1 pseudogene is annotated in these 307 nt (G+C 63.2%); it reads left to right on the top strand.

The window, feature by feature from the left end:
• Positions 1-91: 91 nt before the first annotated feature.
• A pseudogene (gatB, locus tag EN859_RS36805) lies at positions 92-307 on the top strand (Asp-tRNA(Asn)/Glu-tRNA(Gln) amidotransferase GatCAB subunit B); the annotation flags it as partial.

The raw sequence follows: 307 nt of genomic DNA on the forward strand, positions 1-307 counted from the left end.
CCCTTGCCAGCCCGGGCCGATTGATCTAGCGAACGGGTGACAGGCCGCGCCGCAAGAAGCGCGGCAATTCGGACACGAGACCTGGACCACCATGAGCATCATCGATACCCGCACGCCCGACGCAAAACGCCTGATCCCCGGCGCCACCGGCGACTGGGAAGTAATCATTGGCCTCGAAGTGCATGCGCAGGTGACGTCGGAAGCCAAGCTGTTCTCCGGAGCATCGACTTCTTTCGGCGCGGCGCCCAACGCCAATGTCAGTCTCGTCGACGCCGCAATGCCGGGCATGCTTCCGCTTATCAACGAG

The sequence above is a fragment of the Mesorhizobium sp. M00.F.Ca.ET.216.01.1.1 genome (assembly GCF_004010325.2).
GTDB lineage: Bacteria > Pseudomonadota > Alphaproteobacteria > Rhizobiales > Rhizobiaceae > Mesorhizobium.